Here is a 23,960-nt window from a genome sequence, read left to right as displayed (position 1 = left end):
ACTTATTCCATGTTCCATAAATGCAAACAGTATCACTTTAAGTAATTTCTGTGCATCACATCTTGGGCGACCTGTTTTGCAGCCTTCCTCTGCAAAATATATTGTTAGGTCAATGTGATCCATTACATCACCAAAAGTGTACACAGGATCAGAAAAATCAATTATTTTTTCTAAATCCAGTGGTAATTTCAACTGTCTTGGTGTAGAATTAATATTAGATTTTTTAGTTAATCGCATAACTAATTATATCAGAAAAACGCTGTACGTTCTATGAACGACAGCGTTTTTTCTTTAGGGGAGTTTTTTTACAGCCCCTTTCAGAGGGGAACCCTCTGAAATAGCTGCGTAGCAGCTTATGCGTTACGAGCAAGTAGCGAAGCGAATTGCGAGTGAGTTTAGAGTGAAAAAGCAAGTAGCGATTGAATGTTCAGTTCGAAATAGTTTATACATGAAATTGAATAATAATAGGATTATAAGGAGTGCTGAAAAGATTAAAAAGTGCTCCTTATTACTGGTTTTGTAGGCTTAATCAATGTATACAAAACTAGTTAAATACCCACTTCCTTTTCGTATAATTTGACAAAAATATAAAAAACTATTGCTTATCTTTTTGGCTAGTTTATAATTGAAAGTAGCTAGTGTGCTGTTAGATTGTAATTAGAAGACAGCGCGCTACTAACTGGAGTAATTCGGAATTATAACTGAATAACTGAATAGTAACTGTTACTTGGTAGCAATCTCAAAATAGGGAATCAAAGGATAGGTGGCAAACGATGAAAAAATTAGAAATGCTTTATGAAGGCAAGGCTAAAAAGGTTTACACAACAGATGTAGAGGGTGTATATATTGTAGATTACAAAGATGACGCAACTGCATTCAACGGTTTGAAAAAAGGAACTATTGTTGGTAAAGGTGTTATTAATAACAAAATGAGTAACCATTTGTTTGAAATTCTTGAAAAAGCAGGGGTACCAACTCACCTTGTAGAAGAACTTAGTGATAGAGAAACCGCTGTTAAGAAGGTGGAAATCGTACCACTTGAAGTAATTGTTAGAAATGTGGCAGCAGGAAGCTTCTCAAAGAAACTTGGTATTGATGAAGGTACGAAACTGTTAGCTCCTACACTAGAATTCAGTTACAAAAATGATGACCTTGGAGATCCAATGATTAATGATTATTATGCAATTGCAATTGGAGCTGCTACAAGAGAAGAGATTGACAGAATTACAGAACTTGTATTTAAGATAAATGAAGAATTATGTAAGTATTTCGCTTCATGTGGAATCGATTTGATCGATTTCAAAGTGGAATTTGGACGATGCAACGGAGAAATTATACTTGCAGATGAAATCTCTCCAGATACTTGCAGATTATGGGATAGCGAAACACATGATAAATTAGATAAAGATAGATTCCGTAGAGATTTAGGTGACGTAGAAGACGCTTATGAAGAAGTATTTAAGAGACTAGGTATTAAACAATAAAATAACAGAATAATAGAATAATAGGGGAACAACCAGAATGAGTGAAAACAAATTAAGCAATATGTTATCAGATGAGCTACATGAAGAATGTGGAGTGTTTGGTATCTATGATCTAGATGGTAATGATGTGGCGTCTTCAATCTATTATGGATTGTTTGCCCTACAACACCGTGGTCAAGAGAGTTGTGGAATTGCAGTATCCGACACGAACGGACCAAAAGGTAAAGTGTCATCAGTCAAAGATATGGGTTTAGTGAATGAAGTGTTTACACCAGAAAGCATCGAAGGTCTGAAAGGTGATATTGGAGTAGGACATGTTCGGTATTCTACAGCAGGAGCAAGTACAAGAGAAAACACACAACCACTTGTGCTTAATTATGTGAAAGGTACATTGGCATTAGCTCATAATGGTAACTTAATTAATGCATTAGAACTTCGTCATGAGTTAGAATATACAGGTGCGATTTTCCAAACTACCATTGATTCAGAGGTAATTGCTTATCATATCGCTAGAGAACGTCTTAAAGTAGCAAATGTTGAATCAGCGGTTAAGAATGCAATGCATAAAATTCAAGGTGCTTACTCATTAATAATAATGAGTCCAAGAAAACTAATTGGAGCAAGAGATCCATTTGGCTTCCGTCCTCTAGTTATTGGTAAGAGAGATAATAGTTACATTCTTGCCTCAGAGACTTGTGCACTCGATGCAGTAAGTGCAGAATTTGTACGTGATGTATTACCTGGTGAGATTGTAACAATTACGAAAGATGGAATTGTATCAGATACAAGTATGTGTCAGCAGGAGACAGCAAGATGTATCTTTGAATATATCTATTTTGCAAGACCAGACAGTTGTATGGATGGAGTTAGTGTATATAACTCAAGAATTATGGCTGGTAAGATTCTTGCGCAGACGTATCCAGTTGATGCCGACATCGTTGTGGGTGTTCCTGATTCTGGTAATGCTGCAGCACTTGGCTATTCTGAGGAATCAGGAATACCATATGGAATGGCCTTTGTTAAAAATAGTTATGTTGGTAGAACTTTCATCAAACCAAAACAAAGTGTTAGGGAATCCAGTGTTAAGATTAAACTTAATGTTCTTAAAGAAGTAGTAAAAGGTAAGCGTGTGGTTATGATTGATGACTCAATTGTGCGTGGTACTACAAGTGAGAGAATCGTACGAATGCTTAAGAATGCCGGTGCAACAGAAGTGCATGTTAGAATCAGTTCTCCGCCATTTTTATATCCTTGTTATTTTGGAACAGATATACCATCGGATGATCAATTAATTGCGCATAATAATACAGTAGACCAAATCTGTGATATGCTAGGTGCGAATACACTTGGTTATCTTGATGTGGAACGTCTTGGAGAAATGTTAGGCAGCGATATGGGGTATTGTAGCGCTTGCTTTACAGGAAATTATCCAATAGAACCACCAAAAGATAATATTCGTGGTGATTTTGAGCAATAATAAATAAAGTTACTGGATAGAGTGTCAAAGTCAAGTTTAAATGTGGTCTCATTAATTTGCACTAATTTATGTGTGAACATGTAATACCAAACGTAGTTCATTCGCAACACGCTCTTGCCTCGTTAAAGTTCGTAGTGGTACATAAGGCTCTACAATACAGAGTCTAAGTACCAATGACTTCATACAGTTGCTCATTGAACTGCGTTCGGAATAACATTAAACAAGCTTTATATGTGCAAATTGACGAGGGTAAGTTTAATGAGAGACTTTTGACACACAACTAGTAAAGTTAACAAATCAAAATGAATGGAGAAACACACATGAGTAATGATAGATATGTAAGTCCTATGTCTGAAAGATATGCGAGTAAAGAAATGCAATATATCTTCTCACCAGATATGAAATTCCGTACTTGGAGGAGACTTTGGATTGCACTTGCAGAAACAGAGAAAGAATTAGGTTTGAATATTACTGACGAGCAGATTGAAGAATTAAAGGCTCACAAAGACGATATCAATTATGATGTTGCGAAGGATAGAGAAGCTTTAGTTAGACATGATGTGATGTCTCATGTGTATGCATATGGCGTACAATGTCCGAAAGCAAAGGGAATTATTCATCTTGGTGCTACTTCTTGTTATGTTGGTGATAATACAGATATCATTGTAATGACAGAAGCTCTAAAATTAGTTAAGAAGAAATTAATCAATGTTATTGCAGAGTTATCTAAGTTTGCTATGAAGTATAAAGATCTTCCTACCTTAGCATTCACACATTTCCAACCAGCTCAACCAACAACGGTAGGAAAAAGAGCAACATTATGGTTAATGGAATTAAAATTAGATCTTGAAGATCTTGAATACCTAATTGATACAATGAAATTACTGGGTTCGAAAGGTACAACAGGAACGCAAGCAAGTTTCTTAGAGCTATTCGATGGCGATTATGAAAAGGTTAAGTTAGTAGATAGTACAATAGCGAAGAAGATGGGATATAAAGAATGTTTCCCTGTGTCAGGACAAACATATTCTCGTAAAGTAGATACTAGAGTCTTGAATGTACTTGCAGGAATTGCAGCTAGTGCGCACAAATTCTCTAACGATATTCGTTTACTACAACATCTGAAGGAAATCGAAGAACCATTTGAAAAGAACCAAATTGGTTCAAGTGCAATGGCTTATAAGAGAAATCCAATGAGAAGTGAGAGAATTGCTTCTTTGGCAAATTATGTAATGGTAGACGCGCTTAATCCAGCAATCACTTCATCGACACAATGGTTTGAAAGAACTTTAGATGACTCAGCGAATAAGAGAGTTAGTATTCCAGAAGGGTTCTTAGCAGTTGATGGTATCTTAGATCTTTACTTGAATGTAGTAGATGGTCTTGTAGTATATCCGAAAGTTATTGAAAAACGACTTATGTCCGAATTACCATTTATGGCTACAGAGAACATCATGATGGATGCTGTTAAGGCGGGTGGAGATAGACAAGAACTTCACGAAAAGATTCGTCAGTTGTCTATGGAAGCTGGTAAGAACGTAAAAGAATCTGGTTTAGAAAACAACTTATTAGAACTTATCGCAGCTGATCCAGCATTCAACATGTCGCTTGATGAATTGAAGAAAACGATGGATCCAAGCAAATATGTTGGTTGTGCACCAATGCAAACCGAAGAATTTATAACAGATGTAATTAATCCAATATTAAGCGAAAACAAAGACATTTTAGGAATGACAGCTGAAATTAACGTATAATGTGTAACACATTTTAAATGGAGAACAGTCTATGTTGGCAGTATCTGTATGCATAGACTGTTTTGATTGTTTAATTCAGGGGAGAATATGCATCATACATTACGAAGGCTGTTATAGGGGAGATAACAGTTATGTTTAATAAAATTAAATGGAATATAAAACATAGACGACGATGGATTAGAGTTGTTATGTTGTGTATACTAGTAGCTGTATGTGTAGGTGGCGCTATGCATATATATAATACAAAGAAACTGATTGATGAAAAGAAAGATATCGATAAAGCATATGTCAGCGCCATGGACATGATATCACAAGGACTTAATGTAGATTATACCAAGTTATCGGATGAAGATAAAATCTATTATTTTACATTGATAACGGAGGGCATTGGAGGGGCGAAGCTTCTATATAAGAACACGAGCTACAATGCAGGTGGTTCTGTACAGAATCTAACATTAACAAAATTGCAAACATATATGAATAAACAGTATTTGTCGGATTTTGTGGACTTTAGACACAGCCAGATGGATATATATAATCTAGTAGGAAACATCTGCTTAGATTTGAATTCCACTGTAGCGATAGAAGAACTATATGAATATTTAAATAATAAATAAGACAATACTGCAATAAGAGTGTAGAGAAGACTCATAGATTATCGGTTATGATAATCTATGAGTTTTATTATATTAAAAATAAACTTTTTGGTATAATAAATCATCTAAAGAATGTAGGTCGATGGAGATATCGACTTAAGAATACAGCTAGCAAGTGTTTACTTGTAGCTTAGCAAGTTTGTGTCTGCGCCGCAAACTTGTATAGCGCAGAAAAATACATGCGCGGTAATGGAAGGAGCCTATGTATTTTTATGAATAAGGAGAAATATGAAGTAGTAAAAGAGTATGTGATTTCTAACCAGCAAAAATTCTATCGGCTAGCATTCTCTTATGTTAAGAATGAAGATGCAGCTTTAGATGTAGTGCAAAATAGCATATGCAAATTACTAGAATCTTATGAAGAGATAAGAAATCTAAAGTATCTATCTACTTACTTTTATAGAATTATAGTCAATGAAAGTTTGGGATTTATAAGAAAGAATTCCAAAGAGATTGTTTGCGGTGACGAAAACATACCAGAAGAGGTGTACACAAGGGACTATAGATTTGAGGGAGATGATGGTTTATTAAAGGCTTTGGATACTCTTGCAGATGAAGTTAGGACTGTTATAATTTTACGCTTCTATAATGAACTATCATTAAGAGAGATAGCCAAAATAACCGACACCAATCTAAGTACTGTAAAATCAAGATTGTATACAGGACTGAAACGATTGAAGCAAGCATTACAGGAGGTTGATTATGAATAAAGGTAGAGATGTATTAAAAGATACATTCCTTAATACTAGCAAGCAAGGGTATAATCAGATTCCCATGCCAGAACAATTAAATGAAATGGTTAATGATGTGTTTAATGATTATGAGAAAAATCAAAAGAAAAAGGAGATGGATTACATGAAAAATAATGTTGTATATAAAACTTGCAATACAACTAAGAAGATTTTTATCCGTACAGGAGTAAGTATTGCAGCATGTTTTGGTGTATTTATAATAGGATTAAATTCAAGTGAATCATTCGCTAAAGGAGTGGAGAACATACCTTTTATAGGTACAGTTGCCAAAGTGTTAACGATTAGATCGTACGAAGATACCAATGAAGATAGAACAATTAAAGCTGAAGTACCACAGATTGAAGTGGAAAGCGACAAGGAGGAAGTAAAACAAGCAGTTGTTGATATTAACAAAGAAATAGAGGCATTAGTTGATGAGCATATCAAAGAGGCGGAAACACATATTGCTGAGTACAAAGAGGCCTTTCTAGAAACTGGTGGTACTAAAGAAGAGTTCACAGCGAAGAATATTCACGCCAATGTTGTTTATGAAGTAAAAGCACAAAACGATAAGATAATTTCAATCGTAATCACTTCTTATGAAGACTGGTCAAACGCTTACACAGAGCAATTTTTCTATACCCTTGATTTATCAACTGGAGATGTGATAACATTGAAGGACGTCTTAGGTGATAATTATATTAACAAGGCAAATGATGCAATTCGTGATGAGATGAAACAAAGAGTTCAGGAAGATGTAGATATGACATATTTTACAGAAGATGAAGGCGGATTTGTTAGCATTGATGAGAATACACAGTTCTATGTTAATGAAGCTGGTAATCCTGTAGTTGTATTTGCTAAATATGAAGTAGCTCCAGGATTCATGGGTATTCAAGAATTTGAAATAAAATAAATTAAATTGTTCAATAGAGAGCATGGAGTAGAAATAGAGTTGCAAACTACTCTAGCTAGTTATATAGGAGGCATATATGTCTGATGCAGTGGTACACCCAATACAACCAATCTTTAATGAAGATTCTAGAATTCTGATACTTGGTACATTCCCTTCGGTAAAATCTAGGGAAGGTCAATTCTTTTACCATCATCCACAGAATCGGTTTTGGAAGGTATTGGCTGCGGTTTGTGAGACAGATTTGCCTTCTTCTATTGAGGAAAAGATACAGTTTTTACTTGCGAATAAGATAGCAGTATGGGATGTAATTCAAAGTTGTGAAATTTGTGGGTCTAGTGATAGTAGTATTAAGAATGTGGTCCCCAATGATTTATCTGTTATACTTGATCATTCCAAGGTGAATCATATATATGCAAATGGAAATAAATCGTATGAACTTTATAATAGATATTGCCTTTCTAAAGTAGGTCGTGATATAATAAAACTTCCGTCGACTAGTCCAGCAAATGCTTCATTCTCACTTGAGAGATTAATTGAAGCTTGGAAGGTCATTAAGTAGATTAAGGTCGCGATAAAGGTAGTTCAATTTGGCTCCGTTGACCTAAGCTTAATAGAAGCAGTTACCGATGTTTGTCAACCAAAGAGAGGCTTGTAATGAATACAATAGATGTTAGTAAATCATATGAATATGGAGAGATTGTTCCTTATCTTGTGGACTGGTATGAAGCAAATGCGAGAATCTTACCGTGGAGATTAGAGCCCGAACCATATCATGTATGGATTTCTGAAATTATGTTACAGCAAACAAGAGTTGAGGCAGTGAGAGGATATTATGATCGTTTTCTTACAGCATTACCTACAATAGAAGACTTAGCCAATGCGTCAGAGGAGGTATTACTAAAATTGTGGGAAGGACTTGGTTACTATACAAGGGTCCGAAATCTTCAAAAAGCAGCCAAAGTTGTTGTTAATGAATATGGAGGTAGTTTACCAGCCTCCTACAAGGAATTATTAAAGTTACCCGGTATAGGAAGCTATACCGCAGGGGCAATAGCATCAATTGCTTATGGAATTCCTGTTTCAGCGGTAGATGGTAATGTACTTCGGATTGCAAAACGTCTAGCCGGAAGTTTTGATGATATCACGAAAGCCAGTGTTAAGAAGCAACTAGAGATAGAATTTACTGCAATTACACCAGAAGATGCAGCAGGGGCATTCAATCAATCATTAATGGATTTGGGTGCAACAATATGCATACCAAATGGAAAGCCATTATGTGAGAAGTGTCCAGTGATGCATCTGTGTATAGCATTTAAGAAGGATCTACAATCACAGATTCCGGTTAAGCCGAAGAAAAAAGGAAGAAGAATAGAAGAAAAAACAGTGTTCGTACTTGAATGCAATGGGAAGATCGTATTGCATAAACGTCCCGGTAAGGGGTTGCTAGCTGGATTATGGGAATTGCCTAATATTGAAGGGAAGAGTTCGATAGATAGGGTACAAGATATGTTAAAACTATCATCAATTAAGAAGGAATTTGCAGATATAGAACTAACTTCCTTAGGGGAAGCAAAACATATCTTTAGTCATGTGGAGTGGCATATGACAGGTTTCCACATAAAATACAAGGATAGTGAACAAATGAAGCGGTTTTGTGGACAATTAGTGCAAGATTATAGTGCTGTTGTGGATAACTCTCCTTTAAAAGAGGATTCCAATCAACATGAGAATTGTCTAATCATTCCTTATGAGGAAGTGATAGAGTCATATGCCCTACCTTCCGCTTTCGAAGGATATAAGATTTGGAAGAGTAGTAAATAAAATAAAGAGACAAATTTGATGATTACTGTGTTTTAGGATGCACAATAATAAAAAATTTGTCTCTTCTTTTATCGCTAGTAATTAATAAGCAATTTCGAAATTCTTTATAATGTTGACAAACATATCAATAGTGTTATGTCTGCCGTTACAATTCCCTGAATTGTGTTTACGTCACATACAATGTTTTTTTGTATGGGTAAGTAACACAATTTTAAGGAAATTGTAGTAGGTAGCCTTAAAACACAGATATGTTGTCAACATGGAAAAGAGTTTCCAGGTTGCCTCCTAGTAATTAATCAAAATTTATCCGAATAATTTTCCGATTCCAAAACCAACCCCAGCAAAGATACATATAAGCAAAAGTACTTCTCCAATCGCTTTTAGTAGAAGAAGCTTAATCTTATTCAATCGTTCTTTCTTAGTATCGTAGATATACATAACAATTCTCATTCCTTTCAAATATAAAACAAAACAGACTAGTGATTTCTAATACTATTAAACCACAAATCAAAAGATTATGTTTTAAGATATGAGGAAGAATTGATGAAATATTCTTATGAAAATCTTATGAATTTATTAAGAGGTGTATTCTATTCCTTTTGTTGGTAAAAATCTATGAATTTTTGCAAAGATTCAGATGGTTCTGCATTCGCTGCATAGGCAAAACCTACTTGTCGTTTTGAGATAGGGGCTACGAAGGGTACTTCAATTAAGGCACCACTCTTTAGCTCGTCTCGAACGAAATCTTTAATAACACAACCGACTCCAAGACCAATCTTTGCAAATTCGATTAATAAGTCCATGTTGTTTACTTCGAGAATCTTATTCGTCTCTACATGGTACGTTCTGAAATAATTATCAATATACATTCTGGTTATATTCTCTTCATCAAGAAGCATTAGATTGGCTGATTTGAATACATCAAAGTGGTCATCTGCCTCACGGAGTTTAAGATTATCCATATATGTTTTCGTTGCAACAAAACCATCTTCGATTTCTGCAATTGGGAAAAAAGTTATATTACGTAGTTGCTCGGGTTTTGCAATCAATCCAATATCAATCTTCCGATTTCCAAGTAACTCCATGGTTTGAAATGTTGATTGACAATCAATTGTAACCTTTATATGAGGATATTTTGCTATAAATTCCTTGAGATAAGGTATTAATAAGTATTTACAAAGAGTACTACTGACACCGATACGAATATGACCAATTCCAAGTTCATTAACTTTACGAATCGTTTCTTCCCCAAGTTGTAATGTTTCAAATGCGGATTTAGTATGTTCGTAAAGCATCTTGCCCTCGGTTGTTAGGTGAACTCCTCGTGAATTTCTTGTGAATAAGGTAACTTCAAGATTTTGTTCTAATTTACTAATAGCTTTACTAATAGCAGGTTGGCTAATATATAATTCCTTCGCTGCCCGTGATATATTACCGACCTCTGCAACACAATTAAATATTTTGTATAGCGATAAATTTTGTTCCATATTAACCTCCACGCTAGCAAGTGATGCTTGCCTTATCTAAGTAATTCAAAAATCTCTTTATTATATTACATAACTTACTATTATAGTAGTATTATAATTTTATGATATTATATTATACCAATAAGAGGTAAGAATGCAAGTGAATCTTACAATTAACTTACAAGAGTGCTTAAGTTATTGTCGCAGTTTATCGAAAAAACCATATATATTAATCTCTCCGTAACCCCAGACGTTATTAGGGTAAGTTATATCTGGATCACGAGTAGCTCCGCGAATTAGTAATTCTTTGATCTCGACGCTGTTAATATCACTTAAGTTATTATTTACGATACCCCATTGTAAGATCATAGCAACAATACCGGCAGCGAATCCAGCGGCTACACCGGTTCCTGAATATGCGGTGAAAGTACCTGTTAAAGTAGGTCCTTTAATATTGAAACCTGGTGATGCTAGGTCAGGTTTGATTGCGCCTGTACTGGTATATCCTCGTCCGGAGGAGATATAAATAGAACCCTTTTCTGGATCATAAGCTCCAAGTGTTATTGGTAGAAGGGCATCTCCGGGAGATGTAATAGTTGTATTTGGTGACGAATTCAGGAGAAAGGTATCTTTTGAGATTATTGGACCTGATGGTAACCAAACATGAAATGTTGAATCTGAATTTTCTAGATTATAGAGTCTCAATTTCCATATTCCACTCATCGCATTTTCAAATCTTACCATAATTAATTGTTCACCGGTAGTACTTTCTGTAATTACATTATTAATCCATATATTTGTAGGTTCGAATATGAAATTATGTTGATAACAGCTTGTAATATCAGGATATACGGTAGGTAGATGTTCACCAGTTGGTGAGATTACATCGATAGCTAATCGCTGTGGAGAACGTTGCCAGATTTCCATTGGGAACATTTTATCTTTTTCGCCGATGTTGAGTTCGAATTCTTCATACGGTACACCCACAGTATTCACTCCATAGTAATGTCTTCTTGTGTTGCCCTCATTGCCAGCTGCAATAGTAATGCCAATACCAGATAAGGGACTGACGTAAGATAGGTAAGAACTAAGGGGTTCTTGGCCACTATGTGAACCTTGGTTGGTACCTAAGGCGATGCAAATTGCAATGGGACGTCTTAATTGAATGGCAATCGCAGTGACATACTTTACACCAAACATAATATCTGTCTCTTGATAGCACTCCGTATCGTTTGATATGTTAAACATATAGCGGGTAATTTCCTTGGCTTGCTTTAATTTAACAACAACGAATTCTGCGTTTGGTACAACACCGCTAAAGGTGTTTGCAATATCTTCTGTTCCACCAATAATACCAGCTATAGCAGTTCCGTGGCCGTTTGTATCAGTAGAAGGAACATGCTTAAGGGGAGTATCCGAATCAAGTGCTGTATTGATAAGGTCACGGTTATATTCTGCACCATAAGGAAATCCAAGGGGAGGAGATGTACTATCATTAATGGTTTGATCCCAAATAGATACTATACGGGTTTTACCATCTTTATAACGAAACGCAGGATTTTCATAATCTAATCCAGTATCTATAATACCTATTAAGGTACCTTCTCCGTATAGATTGAAATTCGGATTTCTTTGAATTCGGCTAACTCCTGTTTCTTCTAGGGCTTTTGCAGATTGCAAGGTATAGCATTTTGGAAAAGATAGATACGAAATGTTACCAATACTACATTTATTAAGCAGATTAGCATGCAGATTAATAACAGAATACTTGTAATTGATTTCTGTGGTCTGTGTTGCATAAGAATAAGATTCAAGGGAGTTATTCTCAATAATTAGGTCTGCATAATTGGGATCGACTAATTGATTTAAGTTAATATCCGTATTATTCGCCATGATATAGCCACTCTTCAAGGTTTTGTAATATAATATGAATTAAACTACTGAAACATAACTCATTAACATAGCAAATATGAGTTATATGTATTTCATTTATACTAAGCCATGTGTTAGAATGACCCTATGACGAATTAACCAATCCGCTAAGTGGTGATGGTTATAGAAAATTAGCAAGGCAGATCAGAGGATATGCTTAGACTAACACAATAGGAGGATTTAATTATGGGAATGACAATGACACAAAAAATATTGGCTGCCCATGCTGGTCTTGATTACGTATCTGCAGGGCAATTGATTGAAGCAGATCTTGATTTAGTATTAGGTAATGACGTAACAGCACCAGTAGCTATTCATGAAATGGATAAGATGAATACAAAAACTGTATTCGATAAAGATAAAATTGCACTAGTACCAGATCATTTTACACCAAACAAGGATATCAAGTCTGCGGAGCATTGTAAATGTATGCGTAATTTTGCTAAAGACAATGATATTACAAATTATTTTGAAATTGGTGAGATGGGAATTGAGCATGCACTATTACCAGAAAAAGGTCTTGTTGTAGCTGGCGATGTAGTTATAGGTGCGGATTCACATACTTGTACCTATGGAGCACTTGGAGCATTCTCTACAGGTGTTGGTAGTACGGATATGGCAGCAGGAATGGTTACAGGAAAGGCATGGTTTAAAGTACCAAGTGCAATAAAATTCGTGTTAACAGGAAAGCCTGCTAAGTGGGTTAGCGGAAAAGATGTTATCTTACATATTATTGGATTAATTGGTGTAGATGGAGCTTTATATCGATCTATGGAATTCGTTGGTGATGGTATCGCGAATTTATCCATGGATGACCGTTTTGCTATGGCGAATATGGCAATTGAAGCTGGCGCTAAGAATGGAATCTTCCCAGTAGATGATAAAACCGTTACATATATGAAAGAACATTCTACAAAAGAATTTACTACGTATGAAGCGGATGAAGATGCAGAATATGATGAAGTGTTTACAATTGATTTATCAACATTAAAATCAACTGTTGCATTCCCACATTTACCTGAGAATACAAAGACAATTGATGAAGTAGGAGAAGTAGAAATCGATCAAGTTGTAATTGGTTCATGTACGAATGGTCGTATTGATGACCTTAGAATTGCTGCAAAAGTATTAGAAGGACGTAAAGTAGCAAAAGGTATGCGACTTATTGTATTTCCTGCTACACAAGCGATTTACCTTCAAGCGATGGAAGAAGGCTTACTTGCTACCTTTATTAAGGCAGGTGGTATTGTATCCACTCCAACATGTGGACCATGTCTTGGCGGTCATATGGGTATCCTTGCGGCAGGAGAAAGAGCTGTTGCAACAACAAACCGTAACTTTGTAGGACGTATGGGACATGTAGAATCGGAAGTATATCTTGCAAGTCCAGCTGTAGCAGCTGCAAGTGCAGTAACTGGAAAGATATCAGGTCCTAGTGAACTTGGTTTATAGAGAAGAAAGTGAGAAGGATAATAGTATTCACACTTATAAGTTGAAAGAACATCAAATATAATGAAAGGAGCCATGCACTGCCTTCTTTCAACTGTTGTTGGCAGTAACACAAGTAACTTGTGTTATGCATGGAGGAATTATGAAAGCAAGTGGAACAGTACACAAATATGGTGATAATGTAGATACAGACGTAATCATTCCAGCAAGATATCTTAACTCTTCTGATCCAGCTGAATTAGCTAAAAAATGTATGGAAGATATTGATGCGGACTTTGTTAATAGAGTGAAACCAGGTGATATAATGGTAGCGAACAAAAACTTTGGTTGTGGTTCATCAAGAGAGCATGCACCAATCGCGATCAAAGCATCAGGGATTAGCTGTGTTATCGCAGAAACCTTCGCAAGAATCTTCTACCGTAATGCCATTAATATTGGTTTGCCTATCATTGAATGTGAAGCAGCTGCTAAAGAGATTGAAGCAGGGGATGAAGTTGAAATTGATTTTGATAGTGGTATGATTTATGACAAGACAAAGGGAACGCAGTATCAAGGGCAAGCCTTCCCAGAGTTTATGCAAAGGATTATCAAAGCTGAGGGGCTTATTAATTATATAAATCAGAAATAATTAAACCGGACTAGTTCGGACAATAATATTACAGGTACGCAATGAATTGACAACGATTTGTCATTCTTATGCGTACCTGTTATTTTTTGTTTATCTTATTCTTTTTCGCCGTTTTTAGGTTTAGCAAATACTATTCTGCATACAAGACCAAGTCCCCCGAATATAGCAATAATATAAAGTAGCCATTCATATAACGAAATGGTTTCAAGACGAATATTAACGGACATTATAATTGACACAAGTATTATTAAAACACCTAGACCAGCAACCAATTTGGATAGAAAAGACTCTGGTTTAGCAAATACCATGATAATACCAATGATAAAAGGAACAAACACAGCACCAGTAGGAATACGAACGGTACCGTAATAGATACCACTACTGAAGAAACTACTGGATACACTAACTCGACCAGTGAATAAGTACAAACCAATTACTAACATAGCAAGTCCTACAATAAATTCTACTAACTCATTTCTTTGTTTCATATAACAACCCTTCCTTTCTCAAAACTTGCGAATTTTGGGCCGCAAGCATTAATTCGCGTGTGAGAAATCTTGATTTTTCACACAACCCTCCTACTAAAGCACTGCTTACAGTATATACTAAAATATGGTATATGAAAACTAATTTATTGGAAAGATTTATAATAGATATATAAAATATGGATATCAATTTCTGCAATGAATAATTAGTACAATATACATGCATATACAAAATATTAGATAATCCATTGACTCATATAAGCAAATACCATAAAATACATAGTATACAAAATAAGTACTTACGGAGGTAAACAGAATGAAAGAAGTAACATGGTCAAAATATTCAGAAACAGAATTAAATGAATTAGAAAGCCTTAATAAAGGCTATAGAGAGTTCCTTGATAATGGAAAAACAGAACGAGAATGTGTAGAAGCAACAGTAGCAATCGCAAAAGAACACGGTTATGTGGATCTTAATGATATAATTGCTGAGAATAAAACACTTAAAAAAGGTGACAAAGTATATGCAACTTGTATGAAGAAAGCAATTGCATTATTCAATATTGGAAGTGAGAAGATTGAAAATGGTTTATCAATTCTTGGAGCCCACATCGATTCTCCAAGATTAGATATTAAACAAAATCCATTATACGAAGATAGCGGTTTTGCATATCTTGATACACATTATTATGGTGGGATCAAGAAATATCAATGGGTTACAATTCCACTTGCTATTCATGGTGTTGTGGTTAAGAAAGACGGAGAAGTTATTGATGTTGTAATTGGTGAAGAAGAAACAGATCCAGTATTGTTTATCTCTGACTTATTAGTACATCTTGCTGGCGAACAACTTGAAAAGAAAGCAGCGAAAGTTATTGAGGGAGAAGCACTTGATCTTGTATTTGGTACGATTCCATTAAAAGATACAGAAAAAGATGCAGTCAAAGCAAACGTTTCGAAGTTATTAAAAGACAAATATGGATTTGAAGAAGAAGATTTCTTATCCGCTGAATTAGAAGTGGTACCAGCTGGTAAAGCAAGAGAAGCAGGTATGGATGCAAGTATGATTATGGCATATGGTCAAGATGATAGAGTTTGTGCGTATACTTCTTTAATCGCTATGTTGGAAGTAGAAGATATGAAGAAAACAAGTTGTTGCCTATTAGTAGATAAAGAGGAAATCGGAAGCGTTGGCGCAACTGGTATGCAATCAAAATTCTTTGAAAATACATTAGCAGAATTAATTGATCGTTTGGAAGGATTTTCTGAACTTAAGTTAAGAAGATGCCTTAGCAATTCAAAGATGTTATCTTCTGACGTTAGTGCCGCTTATGATCCATCATTCGCATCTGCTTTCGACAAGAAAAACTCAGCATACTTCGGAAGAGGTATTGTATTCAACAAGTACACAGGTGCTAGAGGGAAATCAGGCACAAATGATGCCAACGCAGAATACTTTGCGAATATTCGTAAGATGATGGAAACACATAACGTTGCATTCCAAACTGCTGAACTTGGTAAAGTAGATATGGGCGGCGGCGGAACAATCGCTTATATTCTTGCACTTTATGGTATGGAAGTAATTGATAGTGGTGTAGCTGTACTTAACATGCATGCACCATGGGAAGTAACAAGCAAAGCTGATGTTTATGAAGCGAAGAGAGGCTACGTAGCATTCTTAAAGGAAGCATAAGAACCACAGTAACCTTAACTATATAATTTACGAAATAATAGAAAGTCTTTATCTGGGACTTTCTATTATTTTTTAATAATTTACATTGATTTTTTTAAGAAAGTAAGCTAATATATGAATAAGTAATAAAAAAATGAAATATCATAACTTAAAGTTATATAATATATAATCTAAAGGAATGAGCATATTTGACAAATTGATTTAAGGAAAGGATGTTGGCAAGAATGAATTACAATATAGCGGTAATACCTGGCGATGGAATTGGACCTGAAATTGTTACAGAGGCAAGAAAAGTATTAGATATGATTGGTAGTACATATGGTCATACATTTGATTATACAGAAGTTTTAATGGGAGGTTGTTCCATTGATGCAACAGGAGTACCATTAACAGATGAAGCAATGGCAACAGCATTAGCAAGTGATTCGGTTTTACTTGGTGCAGTAGGGGGCAATGTAGGCCAGTCAAATTGGTATCAGTTACCTCCTAATCTAAGACCAGAAGCAGGACTTCTTAAGATTCGTAAAGGATTGAATCTATTCGCTAATATTCGTCCAGCGGTTCTATTTGATGAACTTAAAGGAGCTTGTCCTTTAAAGGAAGAGATCATTGACGGTGGATTTGACTTTGTAGTAATGAGAGAACTTACTGGTGGCTTATACTTTGGTGAGCGAAAGACTTACGAAGAGAATGGTGTAACGACAGCCATGGATACTCTTACATATAACGAGAATGAGATTCGTAGAATTGCCAAATGGGGGTTCGATATAGCTAGAAAGAGAAACAAGAGAGTATGCAGTGTAGATAAGGCTAATGTATTAGATTCCTCAAGATTGTGGAGAAAAGTCGTGAAAGAAGTTGCAGCGGACTATCCAGACGTAGAACTAAGTGATATGTTAGTTGATAACTGTGCAATGCAGTTAGTAAAGGACCCTAAACAATTCGATGTCATCTTAACAGAGAATATGTTTGGAGACATCTTATCCGATGAAGCAAGTATGGTAACGGGTTCAATTGGTATGTTAGCATCGGCTAGTTTAGGTGATACAAAGTTAGGTTTATATGAACCTAGTCATGGCTCAGCACCTGATATTGCTGGTCAGAATAAAGCGAATCCAATAGCAACGATTCTATCGGCAGCCATGATGCTTCGTTATTCCTTTGATTTAGAGAAAGAAGCAGATCAGATTGAAGATGCAGTAAAAGCTGTCTTAAGAGATGGTTACCGTACTGTTGATATTATGTCAGCGGGAAAACAATTAGTAGGTACGAAAGAAATGGGTGACCTAATTTGTCAATATATTAATAAATAAGAGATTTTATACGATACTATGTTAAAACGATAAAGAGTATGATAGAATGAAAAAGAATAGTGTCGATACAGGAAAAATAGGAGGTAGTATTATGAGAAGTGATTCAGTTAAAACTGGTATGCAACAGGCACCACACCGTTCCTTATTTAATGCACTTGGAATGACAAAGGAAGAATTAGAGAGACCTTTAGTTGGTATTGTAAGCTCTCATAATGAGATTGTACCAGGTCATATAAATTTAGATAAAATTGTAGAAGCCGTAAGAATTGGTGTAGCCATGGCAGGTGGTACTCCAGTGGTGTTCCCAGCAATTGCAGTATGTGATGGTATTGCAATGGGACATATCGGTATGAAATATTCGCTTGTAACGAGAGATTTAATCTGTGACTCTACAGAAGCAGTAGCTATGGCACATGGATTTGATGCTCTTGTTATGGTACCTAACTGTGATAAGAATGTTCCTGGTCTTTTAATGGCAGCAGCAAGACTGAATATCCCAACAATATTCGTTAGTGGTGGTCCAATGCTTGCAGGTCGTGTAAGAGGTGAAAAGAGGAGCTTGTCTAGTATGTTTGAGGCAGTTGGTTCATACGCTGCTGGTAAAATGACAGAAGAAGATGTAGAAGAGTTCGAGAATAAGGTTTGTCCTACTTGTGGTTCATGTTCTGGTATGTACACTGCTAATAGTATGAACTGTTTAACAGAAGTACTTGGTATGGGACTTCGTGGTAATGGAACAATTCCAGCGGTATATTCTGAGAGAATTAAGCTTGCTAAGCATGCTGGTATGAAAGTAATGGAGTTATATGAGAAGAATATCCGTCCTCGTGATATTATGACAAACGAAGCATTCATGAATGCCTTAACAGTAGATATGGCTCTTGGATGTAGTACCAATAGTATGTTACATTTACCAGCGATTGCTCATGAAGCAGGAATTGATTTGAATCTAGATATAGCAAACGAAATTAGCGCAAAAACACCAAATTTATGTCATCTTGCACCAGCAGGTTCAACCTATATGGAAGACCTTAATGAAGCAGGTGGTGTGTACGCAGTTATGAATGAATTAAATAAAAAGAATCTATTATATACAGATTGTATTACTGCTACAGGAAAGACGGTTGGCGAAAACATAGCAGGTTGTGTAAACCGTGATAAAGAAGTTATTCGGGAGATAGATAATCCATACAGTACTACAGGTGGTATTGCAATCTTAAAAGGAAATCTTGCACCAGATTCCGGTGTTGTAAAACGTTCTGCAGTAGCGCCAGAGATGTTAAAACATCAAGGTCCAGCCAGAGTATTTGACTGTGAAGAAGATGCAATCGAAGCAATCAAAGGCGGTAAGATTGTTGCTGGTGATGTTGTTGTTATTCGTTACGAAGGACCGAAAGGTGGCCCTGGTATGAGAGAGATGTTAAATCCAACATCTGCAATTGCCGGAATGGGACTTGGCTCAAGCGTAGCACTTATAACGGATGGTCGTTTTAGTGGAGCCTCAAGAGGTGCTTCTATCGGTCATGTTTCTCCAGAAGCTGCTGTTGGTGGTCCAATTGCTTTAGTCGAAGAAGGAGATATCATTAAGATTGATATTAATGCCAATACACTTGACATGGATGTGTCAGATGAAGAATTAGAGAGAAGACGTGCGAATTGGAAACCAAGACAACCAAAAATAACAACAGGTTATCTTGCACGTTATGCAGCTATGGTTACTTCTGGTAATAGAGGAGCAATCTTAGAGGTACCACATCAGTAAACAACCAGATTAATGAGGAAAGAGGTGTAGTATATGCAATTAACAGGTTCAGAAGTATTAGTAGAGTGCTTAAAAGAACAGGGTGTTGATACGATTTTTGGCTATCCTGGAGGTGCTGTTCTCAATATTTACGATGCGTTATATAAACATCAAAATGAGATTAGACACATTCTAACTTCCCATGAACAAGGTGCTTCACATGCTGCAGATGGTTATGCAAGATCAACGGGTAAGGTTGGGGTTTGTTTGGCAACTAGTGGTCCAGGAGCAACAAATCTTGTTACTGGAATTGCCACTGCATATATGGATTCTGTTCCAATGGTAGCCATTACAGGTAATGTTACGGTACCATTACTTGGAAAGGATAGTTTCCAAGAAGTTGATATAGCTGGTATTACGATGCCGGTTACGAAACATAACTTCATTGTAAAAGATGTAACAAAATTAGCGGATACGCTTCGTTTGGCATTCAAGATTGCGATAACTGGAAGACCTGGTCCTGTGCTTGTAGATATTACCAAGGATGTAACTGCTGCTAAGACTGAGTATACAAAAGTTGTTCCTGAGAAAATTGAACGTGTAACAGAAACAATTAAAGAAGAAGACCTTGTAACAGCAGCCCAGATGATTAAGGAAGCGAGCAAACCAATGATATTCGTTGGTGGAGGCGCGGTAATCTCTGAAGCGAGTGAGGAACTTAATACCTTTGTTGATCTGGTAGATGCTCCAGTTTGTGATACGTTAATGGGTAAAGGTGCATTCAGTGGAGAAGATGAAAGATATACGGGAATGCTTGGGATGCATGGAACTAAAACATCAAACCTTGCTGTTACGGAGTGTGATTTATTAATTACAATCGGAGCCAGATTTAGTGACCGTGTTACTGGAAATATTGATAAATTCGCAGCAGGCGCTAAGATTCTTCAGATTGATGTGGATCCAGCAGAAATCAATAAGAACGTTATAACAGACCATAGTATCGTAGGTGATATTAAGATGGTACTTAGACGTGTGAATGATAAATTGACACAGCATAATCATAGTGAGTGGATACAACATGTGTTGGATATGAAAGAAAAATATCCTTTAAAATATAACAAAGATATCTTAACCGGACCTTACATAATTGAGAAGGTATATGAGATAACAAAAGGCGATGCCATTATCACTACGGAAGTTGGTCAACATCAAATGTGGGCAGCCCAGTTTTTTAAATATCAAAAGGCTAGAACCTTCTTAACTTCAGGTGGACTTGGTACAATGGGGTATGGCTTAGGTGCTTGTATTGGTGCTAAAGTTGCAAACCCAGATAAGATTGTTGTGAACATGGCTGGTGATGGTTGTTTTCGCATGAACATGAATGAGATTGCCACAGCAACTCGTTATAATATTCCGATTATACAGATAGTATTCAATAATCATGTACTTGGTATGGTGCGTCAATGGCAGTCATTATTCTATGAAGAGAGATATTCTTACACGGTATTAAACGATGCGGTGGATTTTGTGAAATTAGCAGAAGCTATGGGAGCAAAGGCATATCGTATTACGAAGAAAGAAGAAGTAGAGGGCGTTTTAAAAGAAGCTATTGAACTGAATATTCCAGTAGTGATTGATTGTCAAATCCAAAGTGATGATAAAGTATGGCCAATGGTTGCACCAGGTGCTGCTATTGATGAAGTATTCACAGAAGAGGATCTCAAGAAGTAACGAATAATATGTCCTAGTATTGAATAGTATGAAATTAGGATGTTTTCAGTATCTTTTATATGGCTATAGATCTCAGACGGAGTACAACCTTTCGTCTGAGATCTAGCCTATGATGATTGTAAGCGGAGCGGATGAATACTATTTATTTTGTAGACCAATGGCTCTTAGCAAGAATACAGTGATATTCTTAATTTAGAAAATCATGGATATTGCTTCTTTGAGTATATGATGGTAGAATACTGATAACTAATTTAACAATTTAGTTGAAAAAGACAATTAAGGATTGACTTCATATTTTTTTAGTTTTATAATGTAACACGATAAAGTTGTCAAGTAAAAAAGGAGGAAGTACGAGTGAGTAGAGTATTTAATTTTTCAGCAGGTCCAGCTGTTTTACCTGAAGAAGTGTTAAAAGAAGCAGCAGCAGAGATGTTAGATTACAATGGTACAGGAATGTCAGTAATGGAGATGAGTCACCGTTCCAAAGCTTACCAAGAAATCATTCAAACTGCAGAAAAAGATTTAAGAGACCTAATGAATATACCTGATAATTACAAGGTATTATTCTTACAAGGCGGAGCATCTCAACAATTTGCGATGATCCCGATGAACCTTATGAAGAATAAAGTAGCTGATTACATCATCACAGGTCAATGGGCTAAGAAGGCGTTCAAAGAAGCTCAGATGTATGGTAAGGCAAGAGCAGTAGCATCTTCAGAGGATAAAACTTTCTCCTATATTCCAGATTGTTCAGACTTAGATATTGACGACGATGCAGATTATGTGTACATATGTGAAAACAACACAATCTATGGAACTAAGTTCAAGACATTACCGAACACAAAAGGTAAAACGTTAGTAGCCGATGTATCTTCTTGTTTCTTATCAGAACCAGTTGATGTTTCGAAATATGGTGTTATCTATGGTGGTGTTCAAAAGAATGTTGGTCCAGCAGGTGTTGTAATTGTTATTATTCGTGAAGATTTAATTACTGAGGATACTCTAGATGGTACTCCAACAATGTTAAAATATAAAATCCATGCAGATAACGACTCATTATACAATACGCCTCCAGCTTATGGAATCTATATCTGCGGTAAAGTCTTCAAATGGTTAAAGAAGATGGGTGGCCTTGGGGCTATGAAAGAGCATAATGAAAAGAAAGCAGCAATCCTTTATGATTACTTAGATCAAAGTAAACTATTCAAAGGTACCGTTGTAAAGGAAGATCGTTCCTTAATGAATGTTCCTTTTGTAACAGGTGACGAAGAACTAGATGCTAAGTTTGTTAAAGAAGCAAAAGCAGCAGGTTTTGAAAACTTAAAAGGACACAGATCAGTTGGTGGTATGAGAGCTAGTATCTACAATGCAATGCCAATTGAAGGTGTTGAAAAGCTTGTTGATTTCATGAAGAAATTCGAAGCAGAAAACGTAAAATAGAGTAAGAACGTCATACAAAAAGAGATTTAAGAGGATATGGGAGGACAATAACATGGTTAAGTATAATTGCCTTAATCCAATTGCAGATATTGGTTTGAATTTATTTACAGAACAATATGTTAAGACTGATGCAATTGATGAAGCAGAAGCAGTTTTAGTACGTAGCGCTGCCATGCATGATTTAGAGCTTAGTGATAACTTATGTGCTATCGCTAGAGCAGGTGCAGGTGTTAACAATATTCCACTTGATAAATGCGCAGAAAAAGGTATTGTAGTGTTTAATACACCAGGAGCTAACGCTAACGGTGTTAAGGAACTGGTGGTTGCTGGTTTGATGCTTGCTTCGCGTGATTTAGTTGGTGGTATGAACTGGGTTAAAGAGAATAAAGAAGATGCAAACATTGCTAAGACAATGGAAAAAGCAAAATCCAAATTCGCAGGTAAAGAAATTCAAGGCAAGAAACTAGGTATTGTTGGTCTTGGAGCAATTGGTGTACTTGTTGCCAATGCCGCTAACCGTCTAGGTATGGAAGTGTATGGTTGTGACCCATTTATCTCAGTAGAGCATGCTTGGAATCTTTCAAGAGATATCAAATACGTTAAGACAAGAGAAGAAATCTTTAGAGAATGTGATTATATATCCGTTCATGTACCATTATTAGATGATACAAGACAGATGATCAACAAGGATACAATGGCAACAATGAAAGATGGGGTAGTAATTCTTAACTTTGCAAGAGATCTTCTTGTGAATGATGACGATATGGCAGAAGCTTTAGCATCAGGTAAAGTAGGAAAATACGTTACTGATTTCCCAAATGCAAAGACAGCTAATATGGAAGGCGTTATAGCATTCCCACACTTAGGTGCATCAACAGCTGAATCAGAAGATAATTGTGCTGTTATGGCAGTGAAAGAAATCGTTGATTTTATGGACAATGGTAATATTAAGAATTCAGTAAATTACCCATCATGTGATGCCGGTATATGTGCTAGTGAAGGACGAATTGCAATTAACCATAGAAACATTCCAAACATGTTAAGTCAGTTTACAACTGTATTCGCTGCTGAGAACATTAATATTGATAACATGGTTAACAAGAGCCGTGGTGATTTTGCTTATACAGTGATAGATATTGCAGCTTCTTCAACTCAAACATTAGTAGAAAAATTAACTGCTATTAATGGGGTATTAAAAATTAGAGTTGTTAAATAATTGAAATGAATATAATAATAAAACAAA

Annotated in this window: 20 protein-coding genes and 1 pseudogene; 16 read left to right on the top strand and 5 right to left on the bottom strand. The window is 36.0% G+C overall.

The window, feature by feature from the left end; translation table 11 throughout:
• Positions 1 to 237, bottom strand: a pseudogene (locus BUB90_RS21755) (IS1182 family transposase); the annotation flags it as partial.
• 536 nt (positions 238 to 773) lie between these two features.
• Here BUB90_RS21755 and purC point away from each other — a divergent pair.
• The 8 genes from purC (at position 774) to mutY (ending at position 8,839) form a co-directional block, all read left to right on the top strand.
• A complete protein-coding gene (gene purC / locus BUB90_RS21750; protein WP_073291498.1) occupies positions 774 to 1,484 on the top strand; it encodes a phosphoribosylaminoimidazolesuccinocarboxamide synthase in 711 nt (236 codons plus the stop codon).
• A gap of 37 nt (positions 1,485 to 1,521) precedes the next feature.
• Positions 1,522 to 2,961, top strand: a complete 1,440-nt coding sequence (gene purF, locus BUB90_RS21745) for an amidophosphoribosyltransferase (RefSeq protein WP_073291495.1) — start codon at positions 1,522 to 1,524, stop codon at positions 2,959 to 2,961.
• 320 nt (positions 2,962 to 3,281) lie between these two features.
• Positions 3,282 to 4,715: an adenylosuccinate lyase gene (purB, locus tag BUB90_RS21740; RefSeq protein WP_073291492.1), complete on the top strand. Its 1,434-nt coding sequence runs from the start codon at positions 3,282 to 3,284 to the stop codon at positions 4,713 to 4,715.
• A 131-nt stretch (positions 4,716 to 4,846) separates the two neighbouring features.
• Positions 4,847 to 5,332: a hypothetical protein gene (locus BUB90_RS21735; RefSeq protein WP_073291490.1), complete on the top strand. Its 486-nt coding sequence runs from the start codon at positions 4,847 to 4,849 to the stop codon at positions 5,330 to 5,332.
• A gap of 251 nt (positions 5,333 to 5,583) precedes the next feature.
• The gene (locus BUB90_RS21730; RefSeq protein WP_073291488.1) at positions 5,584 to 6,081 is read left to right on the top strand and encodes an RNA polymerase sigma factor; all 498 of its coding nucleotides are present in this window, start codon (positions 5,584 to 5,586) and stop codon (positions 6,079 to 6,081) included.
• The gene (locus BUB90_RS21725; RefSeq protein ID WP_084139427.1) at positions 6,074 to 7,018 is read left to right on the top strand and encodes an RsiV family protein; all 945 of its coding nucleotides are present in this window, start codon (positions 6,074 to 6,076) and stop codon (positions 7,016 to 7,018) included. Before BUB90_RS21730 ends, BUB90_RS21725 begins: the two co-directional genes overlap by 8 nt.
• Positions 7,019 to 7,094: 76 nt before the next feature.
• Entirely contained in the window at positions 7,095 to 7,577 is a 483-nt protein-coding gene (locus BUB90_RS21720; protein WP_073291485.1) for a DNA-deoxyinosine glycosylase, read from the top strand.
• Between the two features lie 95 nt (positions 7,578 to 7,672).
• Positions 7,673 to 8,839, top strand: coding sequence for an A/G-specific adenine glycosylase (gene mutY, locus BUB90_RS21715; protein WP_073291482.1), 1,167 nt, complete (start codon positions 7,673 to 7,675; stop codon positions 8,837 to 8,839).
• A 303-nt stretch (positions 8,840 to 9,142) separates the two neighbouring features.
• On the opposite strand, the gene BUB90_RS24185 is transcribed toward mutY, so the two are convergent.
• From BUB90_RS24185 to BUB90_RS21705, 3 genes are all read right to left on the bottom strand, one after another.
• Positions 9,143 to 9,277 carry a hypothetical protein gene (locus BUB90_RS24185; RefSeq protein WP_278277321.1) on the bottom strand — a complete coding sequence of 45 codons (135 nt, stop codon included), beginning with the start codon at positions 9,275 to 9,277 and terminating at the stop codon, positions 9,143 to 9,145.
• Positions 9,278 to 9,429: 152 nt separating this feature from the next.
• On the bottom strand, positions 9,430 to 10,326 hold the full coding sequence (locus BUB90_RS21710; RefSeq protein WP_073291479.1) for a LysR family transcriptional regulator: 897 nt from the start codon (positions 10,324 to 10,326) through the stop codon (positions 9,430 to 9,432).
• A gap of 174 nt (positions 10,327 to 10,500) precedes the next feature.
• Positions 10,501 to 12,198, bottom strand: a complete 1,698-nt coding sequence (locus BUB90_RS21705; protein WP_084139426.1) for a S8 family peptidase — start codon at positions 12,196 to 12,198, stop codon at positions 10,501 to 10,503.
• A gap of 225 nt (positions 12,199 to 12,423) precedes the next feature.
• Here BUB90_RS21705 and leuC point away from each other — a divergent pair, with 225 nt between their 5' ends.
• Positions 12,424 to 13,689 (top strand): 3-isopropylmalate dehydratase large subunit, encoded by a 1,266-nt coding sequence (leuC, locus tag BUB90_RS21700; RefSeq protein ID WP_073291476.1) that lies wholly within the window; start codon positions 12,424 to 12,426, stop codon positions 13,687 to 13,689.
• A 139-nt stretch (positions 13,690 to 13,828) separates the two neighbouring features.
• Positions 13,829 to 14,314, top strand: coding sequence for a 3-isopropylmalate dehydratase small subunit (gene leuD, locus BUB90_RS21695; protein WP_073291474.1), 486 nt, complete (start codon positions 13,829 to 13,831; stop codon positions 14,312 to 14,314).
• Positions 14,315 to 14,409: 95 nt separating this feature from the next.
• Here leuD and BUB90_RS21690 read toward each other — a convergent pair whose 3' ends face one another.
• Complete coding sequence (locus BUB90_RS21690) at positions 14,410 to 14,802, bottom strand: hypothetical protein (protein WP_073291472.1); 393 nt, start codon at positions 14,800 to 14,802, stop codon at positions 14,410 to 14,412.
• Positions 14,803 to 15,115: 313 nt separating this feature from the next.
• Between BUB90_RS21690 and BUB90_RS21685 the strand changes: the two genes are divergently transcribed.
• The 6 genes from BUB90_RS21685 to BUB90_RS21660 all read left to right on the top strand — a co-directional run bounded on the left by BUB90_RS21685 (position 15,116) and on the right by BUB90_RS21660 (position 23,933).
• The gene (locus BUB90_RS21685) at positions 15,116 to 16,492 is read left to right on the top strand and encodes an aminopeptidase (protein WP_073291470.1); all 1,377 of its coding nucleotides are present in this window, start codon (positions 15,116 to 15,118) and stop codon (positions 16,490 to 16,492) included.
• 224 nt (positions 16,493 to 16,716) lie between these two features.
• On the top strand, positions 16,717 to 17,805 hold the full coding sequence (leuB, locus tag BUB90_RS21680; RefSeq protein WP_073291468.1) for a 3-isopropylmalate dehydrogenase: 1,089 nt from the start codon (positions 16,717 to 16,719) through the stop codon (positions 17,803 to 17,805).
• Between the two features lie 91 nt (positions 17,806 to 17,896).
• Entirely contained in the window at positions 17,897 to 19,567 is a 1,671-nt protein-coding gene (gene ilvD, locus BUB90_RS21675; protein WP_073291466.1) for a dihydroxy-acid dehydratase, read from the top strand.
• A gap of 33 nt (positions 19,568 to 19,600) precedes the next feature.
• Entirely contained in the window at positions 19,601 to 21,277 is a 1,677-nt protein-coding gene (ilvB, locus tag BUB90_RS21670; RefSeq protein ID WP_073291464.1) for a biosynthetic-type acetolactate synthase large subunit, read from the top strand.
• A gap of 354 nt (positions 21,278 to 21,631) precedes the next feature.
• A complete protein-coding gene (serC, locus tag BUB90_RS21665) occupies positions 21,632 to 22,717 on the top strand; it encodes a 3-phosphoserine/phosphohydroxythreonine transaminase (RefSeq protein WP_073291462.1) in 1,086 nt (361 codons plus the stop codon).
• Between the two features lie 52 nt (positions 22,718 to 22,769).
• Positions 22,770 to 23,933, top strand: a complete 1,164-nt coding sequence (locus BUB90_RS21660; RefSeq protein ID WP_073291460.1) for a phosphoglycerate dehydrogenase — start codon at positions 22,770 to 22,772, stop codon at positions 23,931 to 23,933.
• Positions 23,934 to 23,960 lie beyond the last annotated feature (27 nt).

Source organism: Anaerosporobacter mobilis DSM 15930 (genome assembly GCF_900142955.1).
GTDB classification, from domain to species: Bacteria; Bacillota; Clostridia; order Lachnospirales; family Lachnospiraceae; genus Anaerosporobacter; species Anaerosporobacter mobilis.
This window is presented reverse-complemented; position numbering and strand designations above follow the sequence as displayed.

What these genes read in the sequence shown, in the direction of transcription:
- purC (WP_073291498.1), top strand. Translation starts at nt 774, where the DNA reads ATGAAAAAATTAGAAATGCTTTATGAAGGCAAGGCTAAAAAGGTTTAC.
- purF (WP_073291495.1), top strand. Translation starts at nt 1,522, where the DNA reads ATGAGTGAAAACAAATTAAGCAATATGTTATCAGATGAGCTACATGAA.
- purB (WP_073291492.1), top strand. Translation starts at nt 3,282, where the DNA reads ATGAGTAATGATAGATATGTAAGTCCTATGTCTGAAAGATATGCGAGT.
- BUB90_RS21735 (WP_073291490.1), top strand. Translation starts at nt 4,847, where the DNA reads ATGTTTAATAAAATTAAATGGAATATAAAACATAGACGACGATGGATT.
- BUB90_RS21730 (WP_073291488.1), top strand. Translation starts at nt 5,584, where the DNA reads ATGAATAAGGAGAAATATGAAGTAGTAAAAGAGTATGTGATTTCTAAC.
- BUB90_RS21725 (WP_084139427.1), top strand. Translation starts at nt 6,074, where the DNA reads ATGAATAAAGGTAGAGATGTATTAAAAGATACATTCCTTAATACTAGC.
- BUB90_RS21720 (WP_073291485.1), top strand. Translation starts at nt 7,095, where the DNA reads ATGTCTGATGCAGTGGTACACCCAATACAACCAATCTTTAATGAAGAT.
- mutY (WP_073291482.1), top strand. Translation starts at nt 7,673, where the DNA reads ATGAATACAATAGATGTTAGTAAATCATATGAATATGGAGAGATTGTT.
- BUB90_RS24185 (WP_278277321.1), bottom strand. Translation starts at nt 9,277, where the DNA reads ATGTATATCTACGATACTAAGAAAGAACGATTGAATAAGATTAAGCTT.
- BUB90_RS21710 (WP_073291479.1), bottom strand. Translation starts at nt 10,326, where the DNA reads ATGGAACAAAATTTATCGCTATACAAAATATTTAATTGTGTTGCAGAG.
- BUB90_RS21705 (WP_084139426.1), bottom strand. Translation starts at nt 12,198, where the DNA reads ATGGCGAATAATACGGATATTAACTTAAATCAATTAGTCGATCCCAAT.
- leuC (WP_073291476.1), top strand. Translation starts at nt 12,424, where the DNA reads ATGGGAATGACAATGACACAAAAAATATTGGCTGCCCATGCTGGTCTT.
- leuD (WP_073291474.1), top strand. Translation starts at nt 13,829, where the DNA reads ATGAAAGCAAGTGGAACAGTACACAAATATGGTGATAATGTAGATACA.
- BUB90_RS21690 (WP_073291472.1), bottom strand. Translation starts at nt 14,802, where the DNA reads ATGAAACAAAGAAATGAGTTAGTAGAATTTATTGTAGGACTTGCTATG.
- BUB90_RS21685 (WP_073291470.1), top strand. Translation starts at nt 15,116, where the DNA reads ATGAAAGAAGTAACATGGTCAAAATATTCAGAAACAGAATTAAATGAA.
- leuB (WP_073291468.1), top strand. Translation starts at nt 16,717, where the DNA reads ATGAATTACAATATAGCGGTAATACCTGGCGATGGAATTGGACCTGAA.
- ilvD (WP_073291466.1), top strand. Translation starts at nt 17,897, where the DNA reads ATGAGAAGTGATTCAGTTAAAACTGGTATGCAACAGGCACCACACCGT.
- ilvB (WP_073291464.1), top strand. Translation starts at nt 19,601, where the DNA reads ATGCAATTAACAGGTTCAGAAGTATTAGTAGAGTGCTTAAAAGAACAG.
- BUB90_RS21660 (WP_073291460.1), top strand. Translation starts at nt 22,770, where the DNA reads ATGGTTAAGTATAATTGCCTTAATCCAATTGCAGATATTGGTTTGAAT.